Annotated in this window: 15 protein-coding genes; 6 read left to right on the forward strand and 9 right to left on the reverse strand. The window is 60.8% G+C overall.

Going from position 1 to position 20,305, the window contains the following annotated elements; genetic code table 11:
- The first annotated feature begins 103 nt into the window (after window positions 1-103).
- Window positions 104-2,512, forward strand: coding sequence for a glucose/quinate/shikimate family membrane-bound PQQ-dependent dehydrogenase (locus tag ACEN8R_RS18855; protein ID WP_018926662.1), 2,409 nt, complete (start codon window positions 104-106; stop codon window positions 2,510-2,512).
- A 244-nt stretch (window positions 2,513-2,756) separates the two neighbouring features.
- Entirely contained in the window at window positions 2,757-5,174 is a 2,418-nt protein-coding gene (lon, locus tag ACEN8R_RS18860) for an endopeptidase La (protein WP_018926663.1), read from the forward strand.
- A gap of 727 nt (window positions 5,175-5,901) precedes the next feature.
- Here lon and ACEN8R_RS18865 read toward each other — a convergent pair.
- Together ACEN8R_RS18865 and ACEN8R_RS18870 are read right to left on the reverse strand one after the other, a co-directional pair.
- Window positions 5,902-8,973: an efflux RND transporter permease subunit gene (locus tag ACEN8R_RS18865; protein ID WP_018926665.1), complete on the reverse strand. Its 3,072-nt coding sequence runs from the start codon at window positions 8,971-8,973 to the stop codon at window positions 5,902-5,904.
- A gap of 6 nt (window positions 8,974-8,979) precedes the next feature.
- Window positions 8,980-10,080: an efflux RND transporter periplasmic adaptor subunit gene (locus ACEN8R_RS18870; RefSeq protein WP_019581601.1), complete on the reverse strand. Its 1,101-nt coding sequence runs from the start codon at window positions 10,078-10,080 to the stop codon at window positions 8,980-8,982.
- 94 nt (window positions 10,081-10,174) lie between these two features.
- On the opposite strand from ACEN8R_RS18870, the gene ACEN8R_RS18875 reads away from it, so the two are divergent.
- Complete coding sequence (locus ACEN8R_RS18875; RefSeq protein WP_018926667.1) at window positions 10,175-10,819, forward strand: TetR/AcrR family transcriptional regulator; 645 nt, start codon at window positions 10,175-10,177, stop codon at window positions 10,817-10,819.
- Between the two features lie 64 nt (window positions 10,820-10,883).
- On the opposite strand, the gene ACEN8R_RS18880 is transcribed toward ACEN8R_RS18875, so the two are convergent.
- Window positions 10,884-11,666: a class I SAM-dependent methyltransferase gene (locus ACEN8R_RS18880; protein WP_086946360.1), complete on the reverse strand. Its 783-nt coding sequence runs from the start codon at window positions 11,664-11,666 to the stop codon at window positions 10,884-10,886.
- A gap of 93 nt (window positions 11,667-11,759) precedes the next feature.
- Here ACEN8R_RS18880 and ACEN8R_RS18885 point away from each other — a divergent pair, with 93 nt between their 5' ends.
- A complete protein-coding gene (locus ACEN8R_RS18885) occupies window positions 11,760-12,380 on the forward strand; it encodes a hypothetical protein (protein ID WP_018926669.1) in 621 nt (206 codons plus the stop codon).
- A gap of 35 nt (window positions 12,381-12,415) precedes the next feature.
- Here the strand turns inward: ACEN8R_RS18885 and ACEN8R_RS18890 are convergent, their stop codons facing one another.
- The 6 genes from ACEN8R_RS18890 to ppc all read right to left on the reverse strand — a co-directional run bounded on the left by ACEN8R_RS18890 (window position 12,416) and on the right by ppc (window position 19,058).
- A complete protein-coding gene (locus ACEN8R_RS18890) occupies window positions 12,416-13,237 on the reverse strand; it encodes an isocitrate lyase/PEP mutase family protein (protein ID WP_086946358.1) in 822 nt (273 codons plus the stop codon).
- 31 nt (window positions 13,238-13,268) lie between these two features.
- Window positions 13,269-14,129 (reverse strand): DUF72 domain-containing protein, encoded by an 861-nt coding sequence (locus ACEN8R_RS18895; RefSeq protein WP_026286468.1) that lies wholly within the window; start codon window positions 14,127-14,129, stop codon window positions 13,269-13,271.
- Window positions 14,126-14,431 carry a hypothetical protein gene (locus ACEN8R_RS18900; RefSeq protein ID WP_018926672.1) on the reverse strand — a complete coding sequence of 102 codons (306 nt, stop codon included), beginning with the start codon at window positions 14,429-14,431 and terminating at the stop codon, window positions 14,126-14,128. The genes ACEN8R_RS18895 and ACEN8R_RS18900 overlap by 4 nt, the downstream gene beginning before the upstream one ends.
- 277 nt (window positions 14,432-14,708) lie before the next feature.
- Window positions 14,709-15,383, reverse strand: a complete 675-nt coding sequence (gene tsaB, locus ACEN8R_RS18905; RefSeq protein ID WP_018926673.1) for a tRNA (adenosine(37)-N6)-threonylcarbamoyltransferase complex dimerization subunit type 1 TsaB — start codon at window positions 15,381-15,383, stop codon at window positions 14,709-14,711.
- Between the two features lie 93 nt (window positions 15,384-15,476).
- The gene (gene adk / locus ACEN8R_RS18910) at window positions 15,477-16,124 is read right to left on the reverse strand and encodes an adenylate kinase (protein ID WP_018926674.1); all 648 of its coding nucleotides are present in this window, start codon (window positions 16,122-16,124) and stop codon (window positions 15,477-15,479) included.
- Between the two features lie 303 nt (window positions 16,125-16,427).
- Window positions 16,428-19,058, reverse strand: a complete 2,631-nt coding sequence (gene ppc / locus ACEN8R_RS18915) for a phosphoenolpyruvate carboxylase (protein ID WP_018926675.1) — start codon at window positions 19,056-19,058, stop codon at window positions 16,428-16,430.
- A 202-nt stretch (window positions 19,059-19,260) separates the two neighbouring features.
- On the opposite strand from ppc, the gene ACEN8R_RS18920 reads away from it, so the two are divergent.
- Together ACEN8R_RS18920 and ACEN8R_RS18925 are read left to right on the forward strand one after the other, a co-directional pair.
- A complete protein-coding gene (locus tag ACEN8R_RS18920) occupies window positions 19,261-19,605 on the forward strand; it encodes a hypothetical protein (RefSeq protein ID WP_018926676.1) in 345 nt (114 codons plus the stop codon).
- 286 nt (window positions 19,606-19,891) lie between these two features.
- Window positions 19,892-20,290: a DUF4398 domain-containing protein gene (locus ACEN8R_RS18925; RefSeq protein WP_018926677.1), complete on the forward strand. Its 399-nt coding sequence runs from the start codon at window positions 19,892-19,894 to the stop codon at window positions 20,288-20,290.
- Window positions 20,291-20,305: the final 15 nt, after the last annotated feature.

The following is a 20,305-nucleotide window of genomic DNA, read 5'->3' on the forward strand; positions in this document are numbered from 1 at the left end:
ACCGCATCAACCAAACACTTTTTCGATGAACCATGCCCGCGCCAGATCGTCATCTACAGTGAACTTGCGCGGCACTACTTAAAACGTCACGGAGAACCACACTATGAGCACTGATGGTGCTTTGAGTCGAAGCCGTTTATTGCCGACCCTGCTCGGCATTCTGCTTCTACTAATGGGCCTGGCCTTGCTGGCCGGGGGAATCAAGCTGAGCATGCTCGGCGGCTCGCTGTATTACCTGCTGGCCGGTATCGGCCTGTTGGTGGCTGGTGGGCTGCTGCTGGCCGACCGTTATGCGGCGCTGAGCGTGTACGCGGTGGTGCTATTCGCCAGTACCGTCTGGGCACTGTGGGAAGTCGGTCTGGACTGGTGGCAACTGGTGCCGCGTCTAGCACTGCTCTTTACCCTCGGCATCGTAATGCTGCTGCCATGGTTTCGTCGCCCGTTGCGTCGCGGCGACTTCAACCCGGTCGGCACCGGTGTGCTGAGTGCTGCCGTGGTCATCGCCGGTATCGCCGCGCTGGCCAGCCTGTTCACCAACCCCGGTGAAATCAAAGGCCAACTGGACCGTGACACCGTGCCTGGCATGAGCAACACCGCCCCGGCCATGCCGGATGGCGACTGGAACTCCTACGGCCGCAGTGCCCATGGCGATCGCTACTCGCCACTGGCGCAAATCACCCCGCAGAACGTCAGCAAACTGGTTCCCGCCTGGACTTTCCGCACCGGTGACCTGCCTGGCCCGAACGACCCGGGCGAAACCACCGCCGAAAACACCCCGCTCAAAGCCAACGGCATGCTCTATGTCTGCACGCCGCACAGCCAGGTGATCGCACTGGACCCGGACACCGGCAAGGAAATCTGGCGTTTCGATCCGAAGCTCTCCACGCAGAACGCGGCGAACTTCAAGGGTTGGGCGCACATGACCTGCCGTGGCGTGACCTATCACGATGATGCCGCCTACGCGTCCGAGCAGAGCCCGACCGGCACTGCCACCCCGCCAGTGACCAGTGTCTGCCCGCGCCGTATTTTCCTGCCGACCGCCGACACCCGCCTGATCGCCCTGAACGCCGACACCGGCAAAATGTGCGAAGACTTCGGTAACGGTGGCCAGGTCGACCTGACCGCCAACATCGGCAGCTTCACCCCTGGTGGTTACTACTCCACTTCGCCACCGGCGGTCACCAAAGACCTGGTGGTGATTGGCGGCCACGTCACCGACAACGTTTCCACCGACGAGCCAAGCGGCGTCATCCGCGCGTTCGACGTGCACACCGGCAAACTGGTGTGGAACTGGGACAGCGGCAATCCGGACGACACCACGCCGATTGCCGAAGGCAAGGTCTACACCCGCAACTCACCGAACATGTGGTCCATGTTCGCCGTCGACGAAAAACTCGGCATGCTCTACCTGCCGATGGGCAACCAGACCCCGGATCAGTTCGGTGGCGCGCGTACCCCTGAATCGGAACTGCACTCCGCCGGCCTGACCGCGCTGGACATCGCCACCGGCAAAGTGCGCTGGCACTTCCAGTTCACTCACCATGACCTGTGGGACATGGACGTCGGTGGCCAACCAACCCTGATGGACCTGAAAACCGCAGACGGTGTGAAACCGGCGGTGCTCGCGTCCACCAAGCAAGGCAGCATCTACGTGCTGGACCGCAGCAACGGCCAACCGATCGTGCCGATCAATGAAATCCCGGTGCCGCAAGGCGCGGTGGAAGGCGACCACACTTCGCCGACCCAACCGATGTCCGACCTGAACTTCGTGCCGCCTACCCTCAAGGAACGCGACATGTGGGGCGTGACCCCGTTCGATCAGATGCTGTGCCGGATCGACTTCAAATCCCTGCGTTACGACGGCATGTTCACGCCGCCGTCGCTGCAAGGCTCGATCGTTTATCCGGGTAACTTCGGCGTGTTCGACTGGGGCGGCATGTCGGTTGACCCGGTGCGTCAGATTGCTTTCGTGAACCCGAGCTACATGGCGTTCAAATCGAAACTGATCCCGGCCGCCGAAATCGCCAAACAAGGCCCTCGCGTCAGCGAAACCCAAGGCGTACAGCCCAACAAAGGCGCGCCATACGGCGTGATCCTCGAAGCCCTGCTGTCGCCAATGGGCCTGCCGTGCCAGGCACCGGCGTGGGGTTACGTGGCGGCGGTCGACCTGACCACCCACAAAACCATCTGGAAGCACAAGAACGGCACCGTGCGCGACAGCTCGCCGGTTCCGATCCCTCTGAGCATGGGCGTACCGAGCCTGGGCGGGACCTTCACCACTGCCGGTGGCGTGGCCTTCCTGAGCGGCACCCTCGACCAGTACCTGCGCGCCTACGACGTGAAAAACGGCAAGCAGCTGTGGGAAGGCCGCCTGCCAGCCGGCGCGCAAACCACACCGATGACCTACACCGGCAAGGACGGCAAGCAATACGTGCTCGTCGTCGCGGGTGGTCACGGCTCGCTGGGCACCAAGCAAGGTGACTATGTGATTGCGTACAAACTGTCGGAATAAGCGGTAACGGCAGTTAAAACAAAGGCGACGCCCTGTGAGGGGCGTCGCCTTTTTTTGTGGGCGCTGCAATCCCCGCCATCCCCAAAATCCCTGTAGGGCGGCGTGCATCTTTTGATCTGGCTTTTGACCTTGATCCACCCGCACCTGTCAAAACCCTGAACACACACTCTGAAATAGCCAGGGCCATTGAAACCACCCCCCACCTGCCCCATCTAAGATCCATACCCTATTGCGCAGGTGCCCCATGACCGACCAGCAAGAATTCCCCGAAGACCCGAGCGAATACGCAGAAACAGACAACGCCGAACACCATGCACCCGGCAAAGGCCTCACCCTGCCTGGCCAGAACCTGCCGGACAAGGTCTACATCATCCCGATCCACAACCGGCCTTTCTTCCCGGCGCAAGTGCTGCCGGTGATCGTCAACGAAGAGCCGTGGGCCGAGACTCTCGAACTGGTAAGCCAGTCCGACCACCATTCCCTGGCCCTGTTCTTCATGGACGCCCCCCAGGACAACCCGCGCCATTTCGATACCAAAGCCCTGCCGGAATACGGCACGCTGGTCAAAGTCCATCATGCCAGCCGCGAAAACGGCAAACTGCAATTCGTCGCCCAGGGCCTGACCCGGGTGCGCATCAAAACCTGGCTCAAGCACCATCGCCCACCGTACCTGGTGGAAGTCGAATACCCGCACCAGCCCACCGAGCCGACCGACGAGGTCAAGGCCTACGGCATGGCGCTGATCAATGCGATCAAGGAGCTGCTGCCGCTGAACCCGCTGTACAGCGAAGAGTTGAAAAACTACCTCAACCGCTTCAGCCCCAACGATCCGTCGCCCCTGACCGACTTCGCCGCCGCCCTGACCTCGGCCACGGGCAGCGAGTTGCAAGAAGTGCTCGACTGCGTGCCGATGCTCAAGCGCATGGAAAAAGTCCTGCCGATGCTGCGCAAGGAAGTCGAAGTCGCGCGCTTGCAGAAAGAGATTTCCGCTGAAGTTAACCGCAAGATTGGCGAACATCAGCGCGAGTTCTTCCTTAAGGAACAACTCAAGGTCATCCAGCAAGAGCTGGGGCTGACCAAGGACGATCGCAGCGCCGACATCGAACAGTTCGAGCAACGCCTGACGGGCAAGGTGTTGTCGCCCCAGGCGCAGAAACGCATCGTTGAGGAAATGAACAAACTGTCGATCCTCGAAACCGGATCGCCGGAATACGCGGTGACCCGCAACTACCTCGATTGGGCGACTTCGGTGCCGTGGGGCGTGTATGGCGAGGACAAACTCGACCTCAAGCATGCGCGCAAGGTGCTGGACAAACACCACGCCGGCCTCGACGACATCAAGGACCGCATCCTCGAGTTCCTCGCAGTCGGTGCCTATAAAGGCGAGATCAGCGGCTCCATCGTGTTGCTGGTGGGCCCGCCGGGCGTGGGCAAGACCAGCGTTGGTAAATCCATCGCCGAATCCCTCGGTCGACCGTTCTACCGCTTCAGCGTTGGCGGCATGCGTGACGAAGCCGAGATCAAGGGCCATCGCCGCACCTACATCGGCGCACAACCGGGCAAACTCGTCCAGGCGTTGAAAGACGTCGAAGTGATGAACCCGGTGATCATGCTCGACGAGATCGACAAGATGGGCCAGAGCTACCAGGGCGACCCGGCCTCGGCGCTGCTGGAAACCCTCGACCCGGAACAGAACGTCGAATTCCTCGACCATTACCTGGACTTGCGCCTGGACCTGTCGAAAGTGCTATTCGTCTGCACCGCCAACACCCTGGACTCGATCCCCGGCCCGTTGCTGGACCGGATGGAAGTGATTCGCCTGTCGGGTTACATCACCGAAGAAAAAGTTGCCATCGCCAAGCGTCACCTGTGGCCGAAACAGCTGGAAAAGGCCGGCGTATCCAAAGGCAACTTGAGCATTAGCGACACTGCATTGAGGGCCTTGATCGACGGCTATGCCCGTGAGGCCGGAGTCCGTCAGCTGGAGAAAAACCTCGGCAAACTGGTGCGCAAAGCGGTGATGAAACTGCTCGATGAACCGAAAGCCGTCATCAAACTCGGCCCCAAAGACCTGGAAGCCTCACTCGGCCGCCCGGTGTTCCGCAACGAGCAAGTGTTGTCCGGCGTCGGCGTGATCACCGGGTTAGCCTGGACCAGCATGGGCGGCGCGACCCTGCCGATCGAAGCCACGCGCATCCACACCCTCAACCGAGGCTTCAAACTCACCGGGCAGCTGGGGGACGTGATGAAAGAGTCGGCGGAAATCGCCTACAGCTACGTCAGCTCCCATCTGAAGCAATTCGGCGGTGACCCGACATTCTTCGATGAAGCCTTCGTCCACCTCCACGTACCGGAAGGCGCAACACCGAAAGACGGCCCGAGCGCCGGCGTGACCATGGCCAGCGCCCTGCTCTCCCTCGCCCGCAACCAGCCACCGAAAAAAGGCGTAGCCATGACCGGTGAACTGACGCTGACCGGGCATGTACTGCCGATTGGCGGCGTGCGCGAAAAAGTCATCGCAGCGCGTCGGCAGAAGATCAATGAACTGATTTTGCCGGAGCCGAACCGCGGTAACTTCGAGGAGTTGCCGGACTACCTGAAGGAAGGCATTACCGTGCACTTTGCCAAACGCTTTGCGGATGTGGCGAAGATATTGTTCTGACCCGTAACCTGATCGTTTCCATGGGTTGGGAATAATCAGACTCAGCAAAAAGCCCGCTGACCTTTTAAGGGGTCAGCGGGCTTTTCATTTGTGCTACGTCTGCGGATCTAGATTATCGAGCACGCGGTTCATCATCGACTATCAAGCTCGCCTCCACGAATGCTGTCTCAAAAACTCACGAAACTGAGTTCTGAATACGACATCCCGATCATTTGACTCAGTTTCAAACGATTCTGAGACAAGCGTAGGAGCTGCCGCAGGCTGCGATCTTTTGATCTTAAAAAATCAGATGCGGATCAAAATCAAAAGATCGCAGCCTGCGGCAGCTCCTACAGGGGAGCGGCGTACACCCGCCCCTCACCACTCAACAGGCCGAGCGTTAGCTCGCCTGCCGCCTTTGATCTTGATCTGCCCGCCCCTTCGGGAGGCTGAGCGGAGGTGTTCATCTGGGGATTGGCGCGCAGCGCCGTTCGACGCAGTCGAACCCATCGCATGTAGGTTGAAGCGAAGCCAACCGTAGGGCGATGCCCCCAGATGGATACCGGAGCGAAGGAACGCCGAGCCTTAGCGAGGGGCCGGACGCTTGGGGCGAGCGTTTTTTGCTTCCTTTTTTAGGCGCTTGTAAAAAAGGGAGTCGCCGTAAGGGCGAAACCATAAGCCGCCGTTACCGCAGAAATGGATATGTACACCACCAACAAGAACATGGTCGGCCCGAAGGCCGCCAAGATCAAGCCGGTTCTTTTTTCACTCTGAACCAAGCCGCATACAACGCCGGCAAGAACAGCAACGTCAACGCCGTCGCCACAATCAGCCCGCCCATGATCGCCACCGCCATCGGCCCGAAAAACACACTGCGCGATAATGGAATCATCGCCAGCACCGCCGCCAGCGCGGTCAACACAATCGGCCGGAAACGTCGCACCGTCGCCTCGATGATCGCCTGCCAGGGCTTGAGCCCGGCAGCAATGTCCTGCTCGATCTGATCCACCAGAATCACCGAGTTACGCATGATCATCCCGGACAGCGCGATGGTCCCGAGCATGGCGACGAAACCGAACGGCTGACGGAACACCATCAGAAACAACGTCACCCCGATCAACCCCAGCGGCGCTGTCAGAAACACCATGGCAGTGCGTGAGAAACTGCGCAGTTGCAGCATCAGCAACGTCAGCACCACCACGATGAACAGCGGCACGCCGGCCTTCACCGAGTTCTGCCCACGAGCCGAGTCTTCCACCGTACCGCCGACTTCCAGCAGATAGCCGTCCGGCAGTTCGGCGCGGACCGGATCGAGGGTCGGCATGATTTGCTGCACCAGTGTCGCCGGTTGTTCCTTGCCGTAGATGTCGGCGCGAACCGTCACGTTGGGCAGGCGGTTACGGTGCCAGATGATGCCTTCTTCAAAGCCGTATTCCAGCGTGGCAATCTGCGACAGCGCCACGCTGCGACCGTTGTCGGTCGGCACGGCCAGGCTCGGCAGCAATGCCAGTTCAGTGCGCTCATGCACCGTGCCGCGCAGCAGGATCTCGATCAATTCGTTGTCTTCGCGGTACTGACTGACACTGGAGCCGGTCAGCGAGCTTCGCAGGAACCCCGAGAGGTTCGCCGTGCTCACGCCCAGCGCCCGCGCGCGATCCTGATCGACGTTCAGGTACACGACTTTGCTCGGCTCTTCCCAATCCAGATGCACGTTGGCCACGTGTGGGTTCTCGCGAACCTTGGCCGCGACTTTACGCGCCAGGGCGCGGACGTCCGCAATGTTCTCACCGGTGACCCGGAACTGCACCGGATAGCCAACCGGCGGGCCGTTTTCCAGACGCGTGACCCGCGAGCGCAGGGCCGGGAATTGTTCATTGAGGGTTTCGATCAGCCAAGTGCGCAGGGCTTCGCGGTCTTCGATGGTTTTGGCCAGGACAACAAATTGCGCAAAGCTTGCAGCCGGAAGTTGCTGGTCCAGCGGCAGGTAGAAACGCGGCGAACCGGTGCCGACATAAGCCACATAGTTGTCGATCCCGGCGTGATCCTTGAGCAGGCCTTCGAGACGCTTGACCTCCTCGGCGGTGTTGCTCAGGGAGGCACCTTCGGCGAGTTTCAGATCAACCATCAATTCCAGTCGCCCCGATGCCGGGAAGAACTGCTGCGGCACGAAACGGAACAGCACCACGGACGCGACGAACATCACGATGGTCAGCACGATCACCGTTTTGCGTCGGCGCACGCACCACTCCACCAGCCGTCTGACGCGCTGATAGAACGGCGTGCCGTAAGGGTCGGGTTGGCCGTCGCCAGTGCCGTGTTTGGCGGCGTGAATTTTCGCCAGGTCCGGCAGAAGTTTCTCCCCCAGATAAGGCACAAAAACCACGGCGGCCACCCACGACGCCAGTAGCGCGATGGTCACCACCTGGAAGATCGAGCGGGTGTACTCGCCAGTGCCCGATTGCGCGGTGGCGATCGGCAGGAAACCGGCGGCGGTGATCAACGTACCGGTGAGCATCGGGAACGCGGTGCTGGTCCAGGCATAGCTGGCGGCCTTGATCCGGTCGAAGCCCTGCTCCATTTTGATCGCCATCATTTCCACGGCGATGATCGCATCATCCACCAGCAAGCCCAGCGCCAGCACCAGCGCGCCGAGGGAAATCTTGTGCAGGCCTATCCCTAAGTAATACATGCAGGCGAACGTCATCGCCAACACCAGCGGTATCGCCAGCGCTACGACCATGCCGGTGCGCACGCCGAGGGAGAAGAAGCTCACCAGCAACACAATCGCCAGGGCCTCCACCAGCACCTGAACGAACTCGCCCACACCGGTTTTCACCGCGGCGGGTTGATCGGAGACTTTGCGCAACTGCATGCCAGCCGGCAGGTTTTGCTGAATCCGGGCGAACTCGATTTCCAGCGCCTTGCCCAATACCAGAATATCGCCACCGTCCTTCATGGCCACCGCCAGACCGATGGCGTCTTCAGCCATGAAGCGCATGCGCGGCGCCGGTGGATCGTTGAAGCCACGACGAACGTCCGCCACATCACCGATGCGGAACGTGCGATCTGCAACGCGGATCGGGAAGTTCTTGATCTCGTCGACCGTCTGAAAATTCCCCGAGACCCGTAGCTGCAAACGCTCGCTGGTGGTTTCGAAGAAGCCGGCGGTGGACATCGCGTTCTGTTCTTCAAGTGCCTGCTGCACCGCCGCCAGCGGCACTCCGAGGGTGGCCAGTTTAACGTTGGAGAGTTCGATCCAGACCTTCTCGTCCTGCAACCCGAGCAGGTCGACCTTGCCCACATCCTTGACCCGTTGCAGCTGGATCTGGATGCGGTCGGCGTAATCCTTGAGCACTGCGTAATCAAAGCCCTCGCCGGTCAGGGCGTAGATGTTGCCGAACGTGGTGCCGAATTCATCGTTGAAAAACGGGCCCTGGATACCCGGTGGCAGGGTCTGGCGAATATCGCCGATCTTCTTGCGGACCTGATACCAGAGGTCCGGGATATCCACCGAATGCATGGAATCGCGCGCCATGAACGTCACCTGGGACTCACCCGGGCGGGAGAACGAGGTGATCCGTTCGTACTCCCCGGTTTCCATCAGTTTCTTTTCAATACGCTCGGTGACCTGGCGCGAAACTTCCTCGGCCGTGGCCCCCGGCCAGTTGGTACGAATTACCATGGCCTTGAAGGTGAACGGCGGGTCTTCGCTTTGGCCAAGCTTGGTGTAGGACAACGCCCCGACCACAGCCAGCAGGAGCATCAGGAACAGTACGATCTGGCGGTTACGCAGCGCCCATTCGGATAGATTGAAACCCATCGGGGATTACTCCTTGTGCGCCAGATTGACCACGCGATTGGAGCGATCCACCGGGCGCACTTGCTGCCCGTCGTGAAGCACATGAACACCGGCCGCCACCACCCAGTCGCTGGCGTTCAGCCCCTCGAGCACCGGCACGGTTTTCTCGCCAAATGCACCGACCCGCACCGGGACTTTTTTCAAGGTGTTGTTGGCGCCGACCACCCACACGTAGGTGGCGCCGTTTTCTGCGGTGAGGGCCGACAGCGGCACTGACAACGGCACCACTTCGGCAGTCTGGATGAACACCCGGGCGCTCTGGCCGAGTTCGGCGGGAACCTTGCCGGCGGTAAAAGCGATACGGGCGGCAAATGTGCGGGATTTGGGATCGGCGGCAGGCGACAACTCACGGATCTGCCCAGGGAAACGCTGATCGGGTTGGGTCCAGAGCTCCACCGAGACCGGCTGACCGACCTTGAAGCGGCCGAAGCTCTGCTCTGGCAGGCTGATCAATACTTCGCGCTCGCCATCGGTGGCCAGGGTAAACACGGTTTGCCCGGCCGCCACCACTTGCCCGACTTCAACCGCGCGCTTGGCCACCACGCCATCCTGCGGCGCACGCAGCACCGCGTAACTGGCCTGATTGGTCGAAACGTTGAATTCGGCTTTGATTTGCTTGAGGCGGGCCTCACCGGAGCGATAGAGGTTTTCCGCGTTGTCGTACTGCGAACGGCTGACCATCTGCCGCTCCATCAGGGTCTTGTAGCGATCACGCTCGGCGCGCACCAGGTTCAGATTGGCTTCGGCAGCCGCGACCTGGGCACGGGTGGCTTCCAGTTGCAGGCGCACGTCCTGAGGATCGAGTTCCGCCAGGGGTTGGTCAGCCTTGACCCGCTGCCCTTCTTCGACCAGTCGTCGGCTGACTTTGCCGCCAATCCGGAAGGCAAGGTCCGGCTCATAACGCGCGCGAACTTCGCCGGGATAGCTTTCCATTGCCTGGGCCGAGGGCTCTGGCTGCACCACCATGGCCGGGCGCACGCTGACCGGAGGGGCTTCTTCATGGCCACATGCCGACAATAGAAAAGCCAGACTGACCGGCAACGCGAGGGGCAAGGCAAAGCGCAGCATGGTGAACGACCTTTCGCTAATGGGGCTTGGAATAATTATACTGACCAGTATGTTATTAATAGCAAACTCACCAGTCCAGTATTAAAAGCGAAGAATGTCAGACAATCTTTCCACCCCCAGCGGTCCGGGCCGTCCCAAGGATCTGGCCAAGCGCCGGGCAATCCTCGACGCGGCGAAAATCCTGTTTTTGAGTAAGGGATACGCCAACACCAGCATGGATGCCGTAGCGACTGAGGCCGGCGTGTCGAAGCTGACGGTCTACAGCCATTTCAACGACAAGGAGACGCTGTTCTCTTCCGCTGTCGTGGCCAAATGCGAGGAGCAATTGCCTCCGCTGGTTTTTGAATTGCCGGACGGCGTCGCCGTGGAAACCGTGCTGCTGAACATCGCACACGGCTTTCATCAACTGATCAACAGCGACGAATCGGTGAACCTGCACCGGCTGATGATGACGCTGGGCAGCCAGGACCCGAAACTCGCACAGATCTTCTTCGAGGCCGGGCCGGAACGCGTGCTGCACGGCATGGAGCGTTTGCTGAGCAAGATCGATCAGAGTGGCGTGTTGAGCATCGACAAACCGCGCAATGCCGCCGAGCACTTCTTCTGCCTGCTCAAGGGCGCGGGGAATTTCCGCTTGCTGTATGGCTGCGGCGAACCGGTAACCGGGGATGCGGCCGAAGCCCATGTGCAGGAAGTGGTGGGATTGTTTATGCGGGCGTATCGGCCGGAGTCGGCCTGATAGATATTTGGCGTGATGATCGTTCCCACGCTGCGTGGGAACGATCAGTGAAGGCGACTCGATCTTAAGGCTTGAGCGCTTTCTTCGGATAAATGTCATACCGGCTGGACTTGCCGTCCAGCGCATGGCTCGGCTTCGGCCCATCGATGCACGGCGCCTTGCGCGGGCGTTTGACCACCACCCGGTGACTGGCCAGGGCCAAGGCCGCTGCGAGCAGGGCCGGTGCATCCGGATCATCGCCGACCAGCGGCCGGAACAGGCGCATTTCCTTCTTCACCAACGCGGTTTTCTCACGATGGGGAAACATCGGGTCGAGGTAGATCACCTGCGGCGGCTCGCCTTCCCAGTTGCGCATCACCTCGATCGAATTGCCCTTGAGCAAACGCATACGCGCCACGATCGGCGCTACGTCGAAATCTTCCGCGCCGCGTGCCAGACCATCTTCAAGCAAGGCGCCGATCAGCGGCTGGCGCTCGATCAGGCTCATCTCGCAGCCCAGGCTGGCCAGCACGAACGCGTCCTTGCCCAGCCCGGCCGTGGCGTCCAGCACCCGTGGCCGCACGCCTTGGGCGATGCCGACCGCCTTGGCGATCATCTGACCGCTGCCGCCGCCGTACAACCGACGATGGGCCGCGCCACCCTCGACGAAGTCGACCCGCACCGGCCCCGGTGCATCCGGCCCCAGTTGTTGCAGTTGCAAACCCTGCTCACCCACCTGCAAGGCAAACTCGCCGTCATCCACCTGCAACGGCAAACCCAGGCGCTCGGCCCATTGCTCGGCCTGTGGCTGGAACGTCGCGCCCAAGGCTTCGACATGGATGCGGCAGGCCGCAGGTTGCTCAATCATGGGAAAACACGCTCAAAAAATTAATGATCGGCAAAAACGGCCGATAACCAAACTATCGAGCATTTTGCCAGAGCTGAGCGTCGACCGAGAAAAATGTCAGGCATTCAACGCACATCGATAGGTTACATCTCGCCCCACGGCGATTTTGGCCTGCGAAACTCCCAAGCACTGAGCGGCGTCAGTCACCTGTGGCAAGATTTTTTTGCCCAGGCCCTGGCCGATCAGTCGGGCGATGTGGTGCCGGCGTCTCTGGACTTTCCGCCGGTCGATCTCGACAGCCCGGTCGAACCGACCGTCGGCAGCGAGCTGCTGGCGCACATCATTTCCCAGCGCGAATGTGATGTGAAAGAAACCGAAGTCCGTCCGCCGGAGCCATTGTTCCTGCCAATTGCCGAGTTCGAAATGGACCTGGCCGATAAACCGTTCCCACCGTTCCCGCCGGAAGAAATCGTCGCGCAACAGAAACAGCAGGACTTCGAAAGCGGCTGGGTTCGCCCGATCGTGCTCACCGCCGGTCAACCGCTGCCCGAGCCTGGTGCCGCGCCGCAACCGCGTCCGCTGCACTTGCCAATCGCCGAGTTCGAACTCGACCTGCTGGACAAGCCATTCCCGCCGTTCTCACCGCAAGAGTTGGTGGAACAGCAGAAACAACTCGATTTCGATAACGGCTGGGCGCGCCCGATCGTTCTGCAGAACCTGCGCATCGCCGCATAACCCCTCAGCGGCCCAACCATCACGGCCCGACCTCGTCAGCCTTTGAAGAATTGATTGGCCTTCTGGAACGGCATCGACCGGGAAGTGAAGCCAAAGGTCCCGTGTTGCTGGATTTCCTCGGCCGCGCGCAAGAACTCGCCATACGCTGCCAAAGCCAGGGCTGAACCGACGCTGATGCGTTTGACGCCCATTTCGCTCAACTGCGCTACCGTCAGCTTGAGCCCGCCGGACATCAACACATTCACCGGTTTCGGTGCCACGGCGCGAACCACCGCCAAGACCTCTTCGGCATTGCGCAGGCCTGGGGCGTAAAGCACGTCCGCGCCGGCCTCGGCGAATGCCTGCAAACGGCGAATGGTGTCGTCGAGGTCAGGATTGCCGTGCAAATAGTTCTCGGCACGCGCCGTCAACGTGAAGGGGAAAGGCAAACTGCGCGCTGCTGCGACAGCGGCTTCGATACGCGCCACGGCATGCTCGAAGCAGTAGATCGGACCGTCTTCACGCCCGGTGGCATCCTCGATCGAACCGCCTACGGCACCGGCCTGAGCGGCCCGCAGAATACTTTGGGCGCACTCGGCAGGAGCGTCGGCAAAGCCGTTTTCGAGATCCACCGCGACCGGCAAATCAGTGGCCGCAACAATCGCCTCAACGTTTGCCAGGGTATCGTCGAGCGTCAGCCCACCATCAGGACGGCCCCGGGAAAAGGCATAACCGGCGCTGGTGGTTGCCAGTGCCTCGAAGCCCAGGCTGGCAAGCATTTTCGCTGAGCCGGCGTCCCAGGGGTTGGGAATGACAAAGGCGCCCTCGCGTTCGTGCAATGCTTTGAACGCCTGGGCTCGAAGGGTTTGCGCATCCATTGGCAGACTCCTGAAAAAGGGAAAACCCGCTTCAGAGCAAACCAAGTTGCTCGGCGGCGGGTTCTCTGTATAGCTCAGGCAGCGGCGGCAAGCCAGGCAAACGCTGCATCAGTTGTGCGTGAAAACGTTGTGCCAGTTTCGCCGCCAGCAGGTTATCGGCGGTGTGCAGAAAGATATACGGCGTGCGGCCCTCTTCGATCCAGACGGCGATTTTCTCGACCCATGGCACCAGGAACGGATCGTTGGCTTCCAGTTCGGGGTGGCCGATGAAGCGCACCTGTGGAAACTGAGTGAACGCCGCAGGGCGAGGCGGCACCCTGGGCTTTTTCGATTGGGCGTGGAGTACCGAAGGATCGGTCGAGGTGCAGCTGAACAGCGCGCGCGGATCGAGGCAGATGCGCTCGACGCCACGATCCAGCAGCAGGCGATTGAGCATTCGCTCGGCATCGCCCTTGGCAAAGAACTCGTCATGCCGCACTTCGACCGCCAAGGGCCGGTCCACCGCATCAATAAAACCGGCCAGCTCCGACAGTCGTTGCGGGGTAAAGCTTTTGGACAATTGCAGCCACAATGGCGAAACCCGCTCCCCCAGAGGGCTGAGCAATTGCAGGAACGTTTCTGTGGCGGTCAATTGGTCGCGCAGGTCACCGCTGTGGCTGATATCGCCGGGGAATTTGGCGGTGAAGCGAAAGTGTTCGGGCATGGTCTCGGCCCAGCGCTGCACGGTGGCGGCAGCCGGGCTCGCGTAGAAGGTCGTATTGCCTTCCACGGCGTTGAACACTTGAGAATAAAGATCAAGAAACTCGGCGGGCCTGGCGTCCTGTGGATACAAGTAGTCGCGCCAGGCGTTTTCGCTCCAGGACGGGCAGCCGAGGTAATAAGGCAGCATCAGATGTACAGGTCGAGACCCAGCACATCCGCATCCCAGTCGACAAAAGTGGCCGTGCTCAGGTAACTGGCCAGTGCCATCGCCACGCTTTTGCTCATGGCGCGGTGATAAATCATGTCTTGTTGACGCGCGGGAAGATTGCTCAGGCGTTGCGCGGAGGCTTTGGCGGCGCGGGCGGCCAATTGCTCTTCGGTAGGGAATTCCAGCTCGCCGTCGACATCGACGGAGTCATCCTCAGACACATGGCCTTTACGAGGCTTGCGCTTGATTGGGTAGGACTGGGAGGAAACGCCGTCTATACGCATAAGTGCATGCTCGGTATCGATGATGGCAGTTTAGTGGCGCATTACCCACTTCGCAAACCGCCGAGTGATAACTAGAACACAGAAAAGCGAAAAGGTTTAAAAGCGGCGGGCAGAAACTGATGATTAGCTGCGGTTGGAACACTTTGTGGCGAGGGAGCTTGCTCCCGCTGGGCTGCGAAGCTGCCCCCAAGCGCAGTCAGGTAGACCGCGCAGTCAGGTTCTACGACTGCTCCGCAGCCGAACGGGAGCAAGCTCCCTCGCCACAGGACCGTGTGGATTACCGCGCTTTCGGCGTCGCGACTTTATCGCGCAAATACACCGGCTGCGCCTGATCGGCCACGATCGCTTCACCGCGTTCCCAGGCGAAACGCGCCAGGGTCAGCAAATCTTCGGCGTGGGGCAGCATGCTCGCGTCCTGGCCGCTCAGGTTCACTGCAATACGCTCGGCATAACCCCAACCGGTGCCCGCGCCGAACCACTCGCCGCTGGCATCGACCGGCAACGCGGCGGCTTCCGGTGGCAATACCGCTTCGTTGCCCACCAGCCGCATCTCCCCCGCCGTTTCGCGGTAGCAGCCCCAATACACCTCATCCATACGCGCATCGATGGCTGCCGCGACCTGGCTGACGCCGTGTTCGCGATAAGCCCGCTGGGCGAGCACCGCGAGGTTGGAGACCGGCAACACCGGACGGTCCAGCGCAAACGCCAGCCCTTGCACCACGCCAATGGCGATCCGCACACCGGTAAACGCGCCCGGCCCACGACCGAACGCAATGGCGTCGACCGCTTGCAGCGTGGTCCCGGCATCGGCCAGCAGTTGCTGGATCATCGGCAACAGCTTCTGCGCATGCAGGCGCGGGATCACCTCGTAATGACTCGTGACCTTGCCGTCATGCAGCAAGGCAACGGAGCAAGCTTCAGTCGCGGTGTCCAGGGCCAGCAAGGTGCTCATCGATGTATCCGTAAGAGAGGTCAGAAAAAGTGCGCCAGTATAAACAACTACGGCCCGCAAGCGGGCCGTAGAAGATGAAGCCGATCAGACTTTTCAGCTCAGTGCTTCAAGCACCTTGCCGGTAATCGTCTCAACCGAGCCGACACCCGGAATATGGCTGTACTTCGGCTTGCCCTGAGCAGCGGCCAGGCCTTGGTAGAACTCCACCAGAGGTTTGGTCTGGGAGTGGTAGACCGACAGGCGATGACGCACGGTTTCTTCGGTGTCGTCCTTGCGCTGCACCAGCTCTTCACCGGTGATGTCGTCTTTGCCGGCGATTTTCGGCGGGTTGTACACGGTGTGGTACACGCGGCCGCTGGCCTCGTGAACGCGACGACCGGCGATACGCTGAACGATCTCTTCGTCATCGACGGCGATTTCGACCACATTGTCCAGTTCCACGCCAGCTTCTACCAACGCTTCAGCTTGCGGAATGGTGCGCGGGAAACCGTCGAACAGGAAACCGTTGGCACAGTCAGGCTGCGCAATACGGTCCTTGACCAAAGCGATGATCAGATCGTCGGAGACCAGACCACCGGCATCCATGATGCTTTTGGCTTTGATGCCCAGCTCGGTGCCGGCTTTTACAGCAGCACGCAGCATGTCACCGGTAGAGATTTGCGGAATGCCGAACTTTTCGGTGATGAACTTAGCCTGAGTACCTTTACCGGCCCCGGGAGCTCCCAGCAGAATGACGCGCATTAGATGTGCTCCTCAATTTTTTATTTAGAATTACTTAAACAAAACAAAGGATTCGCCTCGTAGGGCCAATCTCAAAAAATAGGGTCGTGACCGCCCAAACGGCCAAAGGCTGATCAAGATACACAGCAGGCCCTGCCCACACAAGCCGCCGAAAGTCGGAGAAACCTGCGCAGGACGTGCCCTTTCGAAGGGGTACCCCAAGTCGCAACCCCGTCATTAACTGTCGCCTGACAGACCTTCTCAACCGCTCGCCGACAGGCACTCGACGCTCGCACCAGGTGCCTGTTCCCTATGACGAAAACCTTAGCCGGTATTTCGCAAACCGGCGGCAATCCCCGCCACAGACACCAGCAACGCCTGTTCTACCGGGCTGCCCTGCGCTTCATCCTGCTGCCGCGAACGGGCCAACAGTTCGGCCTGCAATAGATGCAGCGGGTCGAGGTAGGTGTTGCGCAGGCGGATGAATTCAAGGGTGTCTGGGCTATGTGCCAGTAGCTGGGACTGACCCGTCAGCCCCAGGACCACCGCACAGGCCTGCGACAATAGGTCGCGTAAATGCGCACCCAAAGGGAGCAGATCCGGCTCGACCAGGCGCTCGTCGTAAGACTGGGCGATATCGGCGTCGGCCTTGGCCAGCACCATTTCCAGCATATCGATGCGGGTGCGGAAGAACGGCCATTGCTCGCGCATCTGCCCCAGCAGCTCCCCTTCGCCGCGCTCCAGCGCCTTGCTCAGCGCCGTTTCCCAGCCGAGCCAGGCCGGCAACATCAGGCGCGTCTGGGTCCAGCCGAAAATCCACGGAATGGCGCGCAGGCTTTCGATGCCGCCGGCGCGGCGCTTGGCCGGGCGGCTGCCCAACGGCAAGCGCCCCAACTCCTGCTCCGGGGTGGACTGGCGGAAATACTCGACGAACTGCGGATTTTCCCGCACCACGGCGCGGTAAGCCTTGACCCCATCGGCGGCCAGTTCGTCCATCAAATGGCGCCAGGCAGGCGTAGGAGGTGGTGGCGGCAGCAAGGTCGCTTCCAGCACCGCCGCCAGGTACAGATTGAGGTTTTGCTCCGCGATGTCCGGCAGGCCGAATTTGAAACGAATCATTTCCCCCTGCTCGGTGGTGCGGAAACGCCCCGCCACCGACCCCGGCGGCTGCGACAGAATCGCTGCGTGCGCCGGGCCGCCACCACGGCCCACGGTGCCGCCACGGCCGTGGAACAACAGCAGCTCCACTTGTTGCTCCCGGCAAATATCCACCAGACGTTCCTGCGCCCGATACTGCGCCCAGGCCGCCGCCGTAGTGCCGGCGTCCTTGGCCGAGTCGGAATAACCGATCATCACTTCCTGCGGCCCTTGCAGGCGCGAGCGATAACCCGGTAGCAACAACAGTTTTTCGATCACCGGGCCCGCGTTGTCGAGGTCGGCGAGGGTTTCGAACAGCGGCACCACGCGCATCGGCCGTAATACGCCGGATTCCTTGAGCAGCAACTGCACGGCCAGCACATCGGAAGCAGCGCCAGCCATGGAAATCACATACGAGCCGAGGGAAGCCCCCGGTGCCGCAGCGATTTCCCGGCACGTCGCCAGCACTTCGGCGGTGTCGGCAGACGGCTTGAAGTAGGCCGGCAGCAACGGCCGGCGATTGTTCAGTTCGCGCATCAGGAAGGCGATGCGCTCCTCTTCGTTCCAGTCCTCATAACGACCCAGGCCGAGGTAATCGGTGATTTCGGTCATGGCTGCGGTGTGGCGCGAGGAGTCCTGTCGCACATCGAGGCGCACCAGAAACAGCCCGAACGTCACCGCTCGGCGCAGGCAGTCGAGCAACGGGCCATCGGCGATGACGCCCATGCCGCATTCATGCAGCGAGTGGTAACACAGCTCCAACGGGTCCAGCAGGTCGCGGTTGTTTTGCAGCACATCGGCGGACGCCGGCGTGGTGGCCGTCAGGGAGGCCTGGGCCCAGTTACGAGTTGCGCGCAGGCGCTCACGCAGCTGTTTGAGTACCGCGCGGTAAGGCTCGGCGCTGTCGCCAGCCTTGGCTTTCAGGGCCTCGCTGGCCTGTTGCATCGACAATTCGGCGGCGAGGTGATCGACATCGCGCACATACAAATCGGCAGCCATCCAGCGAGCCAGCAGCAAGACTTCGCGGGTCACGGCGGCGGTGACGTTGGGGTTACCGTCACGGTCGCCGCCCATCCACGAGGCGAAGCGAATCGGCGCGGCCTCCAGCGGCAGGTGCAGGCCGGTGGCGGCATGCAGGGCCTGGTCGGCCTTGCGCAAATAGTTGGGAATCGCCTGCCACAGCGAATGCTCGATCACCGCAAAGCCCCACTTGGCTTCGTCTACAGGTGTCGGGCGGGTGCGGCGGATTTCTTCGGTGTGCCAGGCTTCGGCGATCAGGCGCTGCAAGGTGGTCTTGATCTGCTCGCGCTCGGCGCCGGTCAGGTCGCGATGATCCAGGGCCGCCAGTTGCGCGGCGATCGCGTCGTATTTCTGGATCAGTGTGCGTCGCGCCACTTCGGTGGGGTGCGCCGTCAATACCAGCTCGATGTCCACCCGCCCCAATTGCCGGGCCAGGGATTCGGCGTCATGCCCCGCAGCCAACAGGCGAGTGAGCAGCTCCGGCAACACCCGGGCCTCGAACGGCGCGGGTTGTGACTCTTCGCGGCGGTGAATCAGCTGATATTGCTCGGCGATATTGGCCAGGTTGAGGAACTGGTTGAACGCCCGCGCCACCGGCAGCAATTCGTCCTCGCTCAACTGGTTGAGGCTGGCGCTGAGTTCGGCATCCATCGAACCGCGACGGTCGGCCTTGGCGCCTTTGCGGATTTGCTCGATCTTGTCGATAAAGCCATCCCCGTACTGCTCACGAATGGTGTTGCCCAACAGCTCACCCAACAGGTGAACGTCCTCGCGCAAGCGTGCATCAATATCGGTCATCAGCAGTTCTCCAGCGAAAATCCGGGCGGCTATGCTTTGATAATAGAGAGTGCCGTTGTAAAGCGGTTCTTACAAGTAAACCAGGGACTGCAAACCCCGAACGTTGCAGCTAGGCTCAACACCAAGCCGTACAACGGCTTGCCACCGGCCACCGCCGGACACTCACCCGGCCTGCCATGAGCAGGTGCGTAATGAGGTCATTATGAAAATCCGCGAGCTCGCCAAGCACTGGGAAGAAAACGCCAAGGGTCGCCTGACCGACACTGGCTATACGATTCGTCTGGACGTGGAAGCCGCCGCACGGCTGGCGGCGATTATCGATATGTACCCCAAACGGCACCCTGAAGAACTGCTCGGAGAATTGATTGGCGCCGCCCTGGAAGAGCTCGAAGCGAGCTTTCCGTATGTGAAAGGGTCAACGGTGGTCGCCACCGATGAAGAAGGCGATCCGCTGTACGAAGACGTCGGTCCAACCCCGCGTTTTCTCGCCTTGTCCCGTCGTCATTTGCACGATTTGTCGACCGAAAACGATAAGCCAAAACACTGATCTGCGCGTCTTCCCTCCCTTCCAGAAATGCGTATTTCCTGGCCCGTGCAGGGTCGGGAATACCCCTGCGTACGACTAAAGTTCCCGATTTAGAGCCTTGTCCGTCAGGTCAAAGTTTTTTCGGGCGAAAGGCCATTTTCTCTGAACTTTTAAAAAACGCCTCGGGTCAACCCAGTAACCACGCCTGGGACGGCCGTTTCAAAATGCTCTGGAAATCGAAGGTTGCGGCTCCTTGCCCAGGATGGATTCAGATGTATTTCAGGAGTTATCCAACGGAGTTGAAACCATGAAGACCAGCACTGCTTCATCCTCGTCCACCCACCTGCGCGGTCTCAAACTGGCGGCCCTGGCCATCGGCAGCAGTTTGGTTCTGGCCGGATGCGCCGGCAACCCGCCCACCGAGCAATACGCCGTGACTCAATCGACCGTGAACAGTGCCGTCAGCGCCGGAGGCACCGAATTCGCCGCGGTGGAAATGAAGTCCGCTCAGGACAAGCTCAAACAAGCCGAAATCGCCATGCACGACAAAAAGTATGACGAAGCCAAAATGCTCGCCGAACAGGCCGAGTGGGACGCCCGAGTGGCAGAACGCAAAGCCCAGGCGATGAAAGCCGAACAGGCTGTAAAGGACTCACAGAAAGGTGTTCAGGAACTGCGTCAGGAAAGTCAGCGCACCGTGCAGTGAGCGCGCATCCCGATT

It is taken from the genome of Pseudomonas sp. Pseusp15, from assembly GCF_059492165.1.

Bases quoted from the DNA above. Each gene is read 5' to 3' on its own strand.
- ACEN8R_RS18855 (WP_018926662.1), top strand. From the start codon at position 104: ATGAGCACTGATGGTGCTTTGAGTCGAAGCCGTTTATTGCCGACCCTG.
- lon (WP_018926663.1), top strand. From the start codon at position 2,757: ATGACCGACCAGCAAGAATTCCCCGAAGACCCGAGCGAATACGCAGAA.
- ACEN8R_RS18865 (WP_018926665.1), bottom strand. From the start codon at position 8,973: ATGGGTTTCAATCTATCCGAATGGGCGCTGCGTAACCGCCAGATCGTA.
- ACEN8R_RS18870 (WP_019581601.1), bottom strand. From the start codon at position 10,080: ATGCTGCGCTTTGCCTTGCCCCTCGCGTTGCCGGTCAGTCTGGCTTTT.
- ACEN8R_RS18875 (WP_018926667.1), top strand. From the start codon at position 10,175: ATGTCAGACAATCTTTCCACCCCCAGCGGTCCGGGCCGTCCCAAGGAT.
- ACEN8R_RS18880 (WP_086946360.1), bottom strand. From the start codon at position 11,666: ATGATTGAGCAACCTGCGGCCTGCCGCATCCATGTCGAAGCCTTGGGC.
- ACEN8R_RS18885 (WP_018926669.1), top strand. From the start codon at position 11,760: ATGTCAGGCATTCAACGCACATCGATAGGTTACATCTCGCCCCACGGC.
- ACEN8R_RS18890 (WP_086946358.1), bottom strand. From the start codon at position 13,237: ATGGATGCGCAAACCCTTCGAGCCCAGGCGTTCAAAGCATTGCACGAA.
- ACEN8R_RS18900 (WP_018926672.1), bottom strand. From the start codon at position 14,431: ATGCGTATAGACGGCGTTTCCTCCCAGTCCTACCCAATCAAGCGCAAG.
- tsaB (WP_018926673.1), bottom strand. From the start codon at position 15,383: ATGAGCACCTTGCTGGCCCTGGACACCGCGACTGAAGCTTGCTCCGTT.
- adk (WP_018926674.1), bottom strand. From the start codon at position 16,124: ATGCGCGTCATTCTGCTGGGAGCTCCCGGGGCCGGTAAAGGTACTCAG.
- ppc (WP_018926675.1), bottom strand. From the start codon at position 19,058: ATGACCGATATTGATGCACGCTTGCGCGAGGACGTTCACCTGTTGGGT.
- ACEN8R_RS18920 (WP_018926676.1), top strand. From the start codon at position 19,261: ATGAAAATCCGCGAGCTCGCCAAGCACTGGGAAGAAAACGCCAAGGGT.
- ACEN8R_RS18925 (WP_018926677.1), top strand. From the start codon at position 19,892: ATGAAGACCAGCACTGCTTCATCCTCGTCCACCCACCTGCGCGGTCTC.